7 protein-coding genes are annotated in these 8244 nt (G+C 71.1%); 2 read left to right on the top strand and 5 right to left on the bottom strand.

Going from position 1 to position 8244, the window contains the following annotated elements:
- Window positions 1-120: 120 nt before the first annotated feature.
- The 5 genes from ACFWY6_RS42245 to ACFWY6_RS42225 all read right to left on the bottom strand — a co-directional run bounded on the left by ACFWY6_RS42245 (window position 121) and on the right by ACFWY6_RS42225 (window position 5886).
- Window positions 121-1779 (bottom strand): uroporphyrinogen-III synthase, encoded by a 1659-nt coding sequence (locus ACFWY6_RS42245; protein WP_384702243.1) that lies wholly within the window; start codon window positions 1777-1779, stop codon window positions 121-123.
- On the bottom strand, window positions 1776-2735 hold the full coding sequence (gene hemC / locus ACFWY6_RS42240; protein ID WP_384702240.1) for a hydroxymethylbilane synthase: 960 nt from the start codon (window positions 2733-2735) through the stop codon (window positions 1776-1778). The genes ACFWY6_RS42245 and hemC overlap by 4 nt, the downstream gene beginning before the upstream one ends.
- The gene (locus ACFWY6_RS42235; protein WP_384702237.1) at window positions 2732-4540 is read right to left on the bottom strand and encodes a glutamyl-tRNA reductase; all 1809 of its coding nucleotides are present in this window, start codon (window positions 4538-4540) and stop codon (window positions 2732-2734) included. The genes hemC and ACFWY6_RS42235 overlap by 4 nt, the downstream gene beginning before the upstream one ends.
- Window positions 4537-5292: a redox-sensing transcriptional repressor Rex gene (locus ACFWY6_RS42230; RefSeq protein WP_384702234.1), complete on the bottom strand. Its 756-nt coding sequence runs from the start codon at window positions 5290-5292 to the stop codon at window positions 4537-4539. The genes ACFWY6_RS42235 and ACFWY6_RS42230 overlap by 4 nt, the downstream gene beginning before the upstream one ends.
- 315 nt (window positions 5293-5607) lie before the next feature.
- Entirely contained in the window at window positions 5608-5886 is a 279-nt protein-coding gene (locus tag ACFWY6_RS42225) for a glutaredoxin family protein (RefSeq protein ID WP_266863622.1), read from the bottom strand.
- 125 nt (window positions 5887-6011) lie between these two features.
- Between ACFWY6_RS42225 and ACFWY6_RS42220 the strand changes: the two genes are divergently transcribed.
- A complete protein-coding gene (locus ACFWY6_RS42220; protein ID WP_384702229.1) occupies window positions 6012-6953 on the top strand; it encodes an HAD family hydrolase in 942 nt (313 codons plus the stop codon).
- Between the two features lie 301 nt (window positions 6954-7254).
- Window positions 7255-8046 carry an ECF subfamily RNA polymerase sigma factor, BldN family gene (locus ACFWY6_RS42215; protein ID WP_266863626.1) on the top strand — a complete coding sequence of 264 codons (792 nt, stop codon included), beginning with the start codon at window positions 7255-7257 and terminating at the stop codon, window positions 8044-8046.
- Window positions 8047-8244 lie beyond the last annotated feature (198 nt).

Here is an 8244-nt window from a genome sequence, read left to right as displayed (position 1 = left end):
GACACACCCTCCACCCCGAACCGCCGCACGGGCGGGTAACCCCCAGCCCGTCCGGCGTTTGAGGACGAACTCGGCGAAGCCGGTGACTACGGTACGCCCGGCTCCGCCCGCCCCGCGGAGTCAGGGTGCCGTACGCCGCCTACGGGACCCCGGCCGCCGCTCACTCGGCCGCGTGACGGGATCACCGGCCTCCAGCGCGGCCGCCCTGCGGCGGGAACCGAACTCGGCCAGCGCCTCGGCCAGCTTGTGGACCGACGGCTCGGGAGCCATCACGTCCACCCGCAGCCCGTGCTCCTCGGCGGTCTTCGCCGTGGCGGGGCCGATACACGCGATGACGGTCACGTTGTGCGGCTTGCCGGCAATGCCGACCAGGTTCCGCACGGTCGAAGAGGAGGTGAAGAGCACGGCGTCGAAGCCGCCGCCCTTGATCGCCTCACGCGTCTCCGCCGGCGGCGGCGACGCCCGCACGGTCCGGTAGGCCGTGACGTCGTCGACCTCCCAGCCGAGGTCGATGAGCCCGGCGACCAGCGTCTCGGTGGCGATGTCGGCACGCGGCAGGAAGACCCGGTCGATCGGGTCGAAGACGGGGTCGTACGGCGGCCAGTCCTCAAGGAGGCCCGCGGCCGACTGCTCACCGCTCGGCACCAGATCGGGCTTCACACCGAAGGCGATCAGCGCGGCAGCGGTCTGCTCGCCCACCGCCGCGACCTTGATCCCGGCGAAGGCACGGGCGTCGAGCCCGTACTCCTCGAACTTCTCGCGTACGGCCTTGACGGCATTCACGCTCGTGAAAGCGATCCACTCATAACGGCCCGTGACGAGCCCCTTGACCGCACGCTCCATCTGCTGCGGCGTACGCGGCGGCTCGACGGCGATCGTCGGCACCTCGTGCGGCACGGCGCCGTACGACGTCAGCTGGTCGGAGAGCGAGGCCGCCTGCTCCTTCGTACGCGGTACGAGCACACGCCACCCGAAGAGCGGCTTCGACTCGAACCACGACAACTGGTCGCGCTGGGCGGCGGCGGAGCGCTCACCGACCACGGCTATGACGGGCTGCCCGCCGTCGGGCGAGGGCAGCACCTTCGCCTGCTTCAGGACCTGCGCGATGGTGCCGAGCGTCGCGGTCCAGGTGCGCTGGCGCGTCGTCGTACCGGCGACGGTCACCGTCATCGGGGTGTCGGGCTTGCGCCCGGCCGCCACCAGCTCACCGGCGGCCGCCGCGACGGAGTCGAGCGCCGTCGAGACCACCACGGTCCCGTCGGACGCGCCGACCTCGCTCCAGCAGCGGTCGGAAGCGGTGCGGGCGTCGACGAAACGCACGTCGGTGCCCTGCGCGTCGCGCAGCGGAACACCCGCGTAGGCGGGCACACCGACCGCCGCGGCGATGCCGGGCACCACCTCGAAGGAGATGCCCGCGGCGGCGCAGGCCAGCATCTCCTCGGCGGCGTACGTGTCGAGGCCGGGGTCGCCGCCGACGGCACGCACGACCCGCCTGCCGCCCCTCGCTGCCTCCATGACAAGATTGGCCGCGGCCCGCAGGGAAGGCGCATCGGTGGTAGCTGACGCGTCGTCAACTGCCTGAGGGTGAGGTGTGTCCACACCTCCCCGGGCATGCGCGCGCACGACGTCGAGCACATCCGGCTCGGCGATCAGGACGTCCGCCCGGGCCAACGCCTCGACAGCGCGCAGAGTGAGCAGTCCCGGATCTCCGGGTCCGGCACCCAGGAAGGTGACGTGCCCGTGTGCGGGAAGGCCGGGAAGGTTCGAGGTGGGGCTCAAAGTACTCGCTCCCCCATCAGACCGGCCGCGCCCTTGGCAAGCATCTCGGCAGCGAGTTCGCGGCCGAGCGCCAAGGCTTGGTCATGCGTCTCGGGCACGGGACCGGTGGTGGACAGCTGCACCAGCGTCGAGCCGTCGGTTGTTCCGACGACGCCGCGCAGGCGCATTTCCTTGACAATCTGCCCGTCGGCCAGAAGGTCGGCCAACGCACCCACAGGTGCGCTGCAGCCGGCCTCCAGGGCGGCGAGCAGGGATCGCTCGGCGGTCACGGCGGCCCGGGTGTACGGGTCGTCGAGCTCGGCGAGCGCGGCGGTCAGCGACGCGTTGGACGCGGCGCATTCGATCGCCAGTGCCCCCTGGCCGGGGGCGGGCAGAACTGTGTCGACCGACAGGAAGTCGGTCACCTCGTCGATCCTGCCGACGCGGTGGAGTCCGGCGGCGGCGAGCACGACGGCGTCGAGCTCCCCCTTGTGCACGAATCCGATGCGGGTGTCGATGTTCCCGCGGATCGGCACGGTCTCGATGGTCATGCCATGGTTGCGCGCATAGGCGTTCAGCTGCGCCATGCGGCGCGGCGAACCGGTGCCGATGCGCGCGCCGTTCGGCAGCTCCGCGAAGGTCAGGCCGTCGCGCGCGATCAGTACGTCGCGGGGGTCCTCGCGCAGCGGCACGGCGGCCAGCACCAGGTCCTCGGGCTTCGCGGTCGGCAGGTCCTTGAGCGAGTGCACGGCGAAGTCGACCTCGCCGGCGAGCAGCGCGTCGCGCAGGGCGGTCACGAAGACGCCGGTGCCGCCGATCTGCGCCAGGTGCTCACGCGACGTGTCGCCGTACGTCGTGATCTCCACGAGCTCCACGGGACGGCCCGTCAACTGGCTCACTGTTTCGGCCACTTGGCCGGACTGGGCCATGGCCAGCTTGCTGCGCCTGGTCCCGAGCCTGAGTGCCCTCTCGGTCATGCCCGGCCTCGATTCGGGTCGTTGTTCTCGTCGTGCTGGTCGTGCCGGTCGATCTGGTCGTTCTGGTTGTTCAGGTTGTCGGCCCTGCTGACGGCGGCGACCGTCTGCGGGTCGAGGTCGAAGAGGGTGCGCAGCGCGTCGGCGTACCCGGCGCCGCCGGGCTCGCCCGCCAGTTGCTTGACCCGCACGGTCGGCGCGTGCAGCAGCTTGTCGACGACGCGGCGGACGGTCTGCGTGATCTCCGCGCGCTCCTTCTCGGCGAGTCCGGGGAGCCGTCCGTCGAGCCGGGCGATCTCGCCGGCGACGACGTCGGCGGCCATGGTGCGCAGGGCGACCACGGTCGGCGTGATGTGCGCGGCCCGCTGCGCGGCGCCGAAGGCCGCGACCTCGTCGGAGACGATCGCGCGGACCTGCTCCACGTCGTCGGCCATCGGGGCGTCGGCGGACGCCTCGGCGAGCGACTCGATGTCGACGAGGCGTACGCCGTCGATGCGGTGCACGGCGCCGTCGATGTCGCGGGGCATGGCCAGGTCGAGCAGGGCGAGCAGGACGTGCCCGGTCTCGACCATGGAGGGGCCGCGGCGCTCGGGCACCCGCCCGGTGGCGGTCACGGCCGCGGCGAGCGCGGTGATGGTGCCGGCCTCGGCGCGCAGGTCGACGGCCTCATCGTCACGGCGCTCGGCGGGCGCGTTGTCGACCCAGGCGGCGTGCTGCTCCAGGGTCGCGGCGTCCATCCCCGCGACGGCGTCCTCGCCCATGACGGAGAACCCGACGCCGCGGTTGACGGCCGCACCGTCGAGCGAGCCACCGGTCGCTTCCGCGCCGGCCCCCGACGGCGCACCCGCGCCGGAGAGGCCGAGCGGACAGGCGTCGTCGGCACCGTGGGGCGCGGAGGCGCCGGCCGCGGGCGTACGCGGCGCCGCCACGACGGCGGGCGAGCCGGTGCGGTCCGTGACGGCGGCCGCGACGGCCTCGGCGGTCAGGACGAGACCCGTGGCCCCGGTGCAGGAAACCGCCACGTCGGCACGTGTCAGTTCGGCCGCCACCTGGTCCATCGCGACGGCGCGGGCGCTGGTGCCGTGGCCGCCGTCCGTCAGGCTGCGTCCATATTGCTCTCCGAGCAGGGCGGCGAGCCGCTCGGCGCGCTCCAGGGTGCGGTTGGCGACGACGATCTCGTCGACCCCGGCCCGCGCGAGCGTCGCCGCGGCCAGGGAGGACATGGATCCGGCGCCGATGACCAGGGCGCGCTTGCCCTTGGCCCACGCCTCGACCGGCTCGCGCCCGGCGAGCTGCTCGAGGCCGAAGGTCACGAGCGACTGCCCGGCCCGGTCGATCCCGGTCTCCGAGTGCGCGCGCTTGCCGACCCGCAGGGCCTGCTGGAACAGGTCGTTGAGCAGGCGCCCCGCGGTGTGCAGCTCCTGCGCACGCGCCAGGGTGTCCTTGATCTGCCCGAGGATCTGCCCCTCGCCGACGACCATCGAGTCCAGGCCGCAGGCCACCGAGAACAGGTGGTGGACGGCTCGGTCCTCGTAGTGGACGTACAGATAAGGGGTGAGCTCCTCAAGCCCCACGCCGCTGTGCTGGGCGAGCAGCGTGGACAGCTCGGCGACGCCCGCGTGGAACTTGTCCACGTCGGCGTACAGCTCGATGCGGTTGCAGGTGGCGAGCACGGCCGCCTCCGCGGCGGGCTCGGCGGCGAGCGTGTCCTGCAGGAGCTTGGCCTGCGCATCGGGAGCGAGCGCGGCCCGCTCCAGCACGCTCACCGGAGCACTGCGATGACTCAGCCCTACGACAAGGAGACTCATGCCGGCATCACGGCGGGGACGTCCCCGTCGGGTCCCTTCCGCTGCTGCTTGGCGTCGGCGGGCGCCGCGGCACCTTCCGCGGTCGCTTCCTCACCGGCCTTGCGCTGCTCGTGGAAGGCGAGGATCTGCAGCTCGATGGAGAGGTCCACCTTGCGTACGTCGACACCGTCCGGCACGGACAGAACGGTGGGCGCGAAGTTCAGGATCGAGGTCACACCGGCGGCGACGAGCCGCTCGCAGACCTGCTGGGCGGCGCCCGCCGGGGTCGAGATGACGCCGATGGAGACGCCGTTGTCCTTGATGATCTTCTCGAGCTCGTCGGTGTGCTGCACCGGCATGCCCGCGACGGGCGTGCCCGCCATGGCCGGATCGGCGTCGATGAGCGCGGCCACACGGAAGCCACGCGAGGCGAACCCGCCGTAATTGGCAAGCGCCGCGCCGAGGTTACCGATACCGACGATCACTACCGGCCAGTCCTGGGTCAGACCGAGCTCGCGGGAGATCTGGTAGACGAGGTACTCGACGTCGTAGCCCACACCACGCGTCCCATAGGAACCGAGGTACGAGAAGTCCTTGCGCAGCTTCGCGGAATTGACCCCCGCGGCGGCCGCGAGCTCCTCGGAGGAGACCGTGGGCACCGAGCGCTCCGACAGTGCGGTGAGGGCTCGGAGGTACAGCGGAAGCCTGGCGACGGTGGCCTCGGGAATCCCTCGGCTGCGGGTCGCCGGTCGGTGAGTTCGGCCAGTTGCCACGGTGCTCCTGCGGGTAGAGCGGGGCTGCAGGCGGTCACACGTCCCCAGACCGCCCCGTCGAATGCAGGCTATGTCTTTGTGAACGCGTGCACAAAGATGGTGTCCGATTTGCCCGGCCAACGTGACCGGGGTCACGCGCCCCCGGCACGCGATCCTGGAACCGGCGCACAGACGGCGGCGTTGCTCACTTGATGGGGGCAAAACCGCACACTCTCCTCACGATCATCGCCCCCGAGACCAAAACCGCCCACGATCCTAAGGGACCTTTCGGGCCACTTGGACTCCTCAGTCAGTCTCGATCGGTCTCGATTCGGACTACGGGGCGAGCGTGCGTCGAAGCCGATCTTCGTTCACCCGCCAGAAGGTGTGCTGTTCACCGTCGACCAGAACCACCGGAATCTGTTCCCAGTAAGCCCGGTTGAGCTCCTCGTCCTGCGTGATGTCCTTCTTCTCCCAGGCGACTCCCAGCTCGCCGCAGACCTTCTCGATCACCAGCTGTGCGTCATCGCACAGATGGCAGCCGGGCTTGCCGATCAAGGTGACCGTCCGGTCCTGCGGACGCTTCTTCTCCGTACGGCGAAAAATCGGGCTCATGACACCATTCTCGCCCCGCCGACGCGCCGCGCGGCCCGTCCGTTTAACGGTGCCGCCGCGAAGAGTTCACAGGGTCGAATCCTGCCGACTCCGGAACCACCGAACGAACTAGCTATGCTCACGGCATGGCCGCTCTCGGATGGCTCACCCCCCGTAGGCGCTCCGCCACGGCGCGGAGCGTGTTGGCAGGCGAGGCCTCGGCTGAGGCAGCGCGCAAGTCCTCCCAGGAGCTGGAGGAACTGGCGGAGGCCGCGCCCGACGAACAGGACCAGGAGCCGGAGTTCCCCGTCGTCGGCGACGACAAGGCCGCCGCCTTCTTCGACCTCGACAACACCGTGATGCAGGGCGCCGCGATCTTCCACTTCGGCCGCGGCCTCTACAAGCGGAAGTTCTTCGAGCGCCAGGAACTGGCCCGATTCGCCTGGCAGCAGGCGTGGTTCAGGCTCGCCGGCGTCGAGGACCCCGAGCACATGCAGGACGCCCGCGACAGCGCGCTCTCCATCGTCAAGGGCCACCGCGTCGCCGAGCTGATGTCCATCGGCGAGGAGATCTACGACGAGTACATGGCCGAGCGCATCTGGCCCGGTACGCGCGCCCTCGCCCAGGCCCATCTCGACGCGGGCCAGAAGGTCTGGCTGGTCACGGCCGCCCCGGTGGAGATCGCCACGGTCATCGCCCACCGCCTCGGCCTGACCGGCGCGCTCGGCACGGTCGCCGAGTCCGTGGACGGCATCTACACGGGCAAGCTCGTCGGCGAGCCCCTGCACGGCCCCGCCAAGGCCGAGGCGGTGCGCGCGCTCGCCTCAGCGGAGGGCCTGGACCTGGCCCGCTGCGCCGCGTACAGCGATTCGCACAACGACATCCCGATGCTCTCGCTCGTCGGGCATCCGTACGCGATCAATCCCGACGCCAAGCTGCGCAAGCACGCCCGCGAGCGGGACTGGCGCCTGCGGGACTACCGCACCGGCCGCAAGGCCGCCAAGGTCGGCATCCCGGCCGCCGCGGGCGTCGGCGCGATCGCGGGCGGCACGGCCGCGGCCATCGCCCTGCACCGCCGCCGCCACTGAACATTCTCTCGGTCCTACCCCGACCGGGCTCCCGCCAGTCCCGTTGGTGGCACTCGGCCACAACACGCCCCGCGCTTAGACGGAATGTGAACCAACCCGATCAACAACCGCTCACTGTCTGCTACTTAAACGGGCACGGATCGGTAACACAAGCGACGTAATCGGTGATTTAAGCAACTGGGTGTAGCGCCGCCTGTACGAAGCGTTATTCTCCTCAGACGCATAACGGACCCCACACGTCGCTACGACGGGTGAACGGTCCCGTACTGCACGTGATGGAAGCTCTGCCTCTGGGAGTCCCGTGTACCCACACGTCGGGGTTGACGCCTCGGGCCTGGCTACGCTGCGCGCAACGGTCGCCGACCGCTTGCGCGGCTTCGTCCCCACCGCGTACGCCGGCCCCGCCGTCCCCGCATTTGCCGTCCCCACACCCGCCGGGCCGCTCTACGCCCTGGCGGACAGCGGCGCGGCGGTCAGCAGACGGACTCGTTCCGCCTCTGCCGCCACCTCAACCCCCACCCACCGCCGTCCCGCCGCGGACAGCGACAGCGCACGCATGATGGATCTCGTCGAGCGCGCCCAGGCCGGCGAGTCCGACGCCTTCGGCCGTCTCTACGACCAGTACAGCGACACGGTCTACCGCTACATCTACTACCGCGTCGGCGGCAAGGCGACCGCCGAAGACCTCACCAGCGAGACCTTTCTGCGCGCCCTGCGCCGCATCAGCACGTTCACCTGGCAGGGCCGCGACTTCGGCGCCTGGCTGGTCACGATCGCCCGCAACCTGGTCGCCGACCACTTCAAGTCGAGCCGCTTCCGCCTCGAAGTGACCACCGGCGAAATGCTCGACGCCAACGAGGTCGAGCGCAGCCCCGAGGACTCCGTCCTGGAGTCCCTCTCGAACGCCGCACTGCTCGACGCCGTGCGCCGCCTCAACCCCCAGCAGCAGGAGTGCGTGACGCTGCGCTTCCTGCAGGGCCTCTCGGTCGCCGAGACCGCGCGGGTGATGGGCAAGAACGAGGGCGCGATCAAGACCCTCCAGTACCGCGCCGTCCGCACCCTGGCCCGGCTCCTGCCGGACGACGCACGCTGACGCCACGGACCGCCGACGGCCGTCCATAGCCGTGGGTGACGCTCAACTCACCTTCCGTGGGGGGGCCGCGGGGGCCCCCCCCCGGCGGGGGCGGCCGGGGGCGGGGGGGCCCGGGTTCGCCCGGCTGCGGGGAGAGCCGGGGACCGCGGCCGCCTGGGCGCGGGCGGGCCTGCGGACCTGTCTCTTATACACAAATCC

Origin of the sequence: Streptomyces sp. NPDC059037 (genome assembly GCF_042740015.1) — a bacterium.
Classification (GTDB): domain Bacteria; phylum Actinomycetota; class Actinomycetes; order Streptomycetales; family Streptomycetaceae; genus Streptomyces.
The sequence above is the reverse complement of the archived record's forward strand: the minus strand, read 5'-3'. Positions and strand labels throughout refer to the sequence as shown.

Coding starts and splice junctions, on each gene's coding strand:
- hemC (WP_384702240.1), bottom strand. CDS start 2,735: ATGACCGAGAGGGCACTCAGGCTCGGGACCAGGCGCAGCAAGCTGGCC.
- ACFWY6_RS42235 (WP_384702237.1), bottom strand. CDS start 4,540: ATGAGTCTCCTTGTCGTAGGGCTGAGTCATCGCAGTGCTCCGGTGAGC.
- ACFWY6_RS42225 (WP_266863622.1), bottom strand. CDS start 5,886: ATGAGCCCGATTTTTCGCCGTACGGAGAAGAAGCGTCCGCAGGACCGG.
- ACFWY6_RS42220 (WP_384702229.1), top strand. CDS start 6,012: ATGGCCGCTCTCGGATGGCTCACCCCCCGTAGGCGCTCCGCCACGGCG.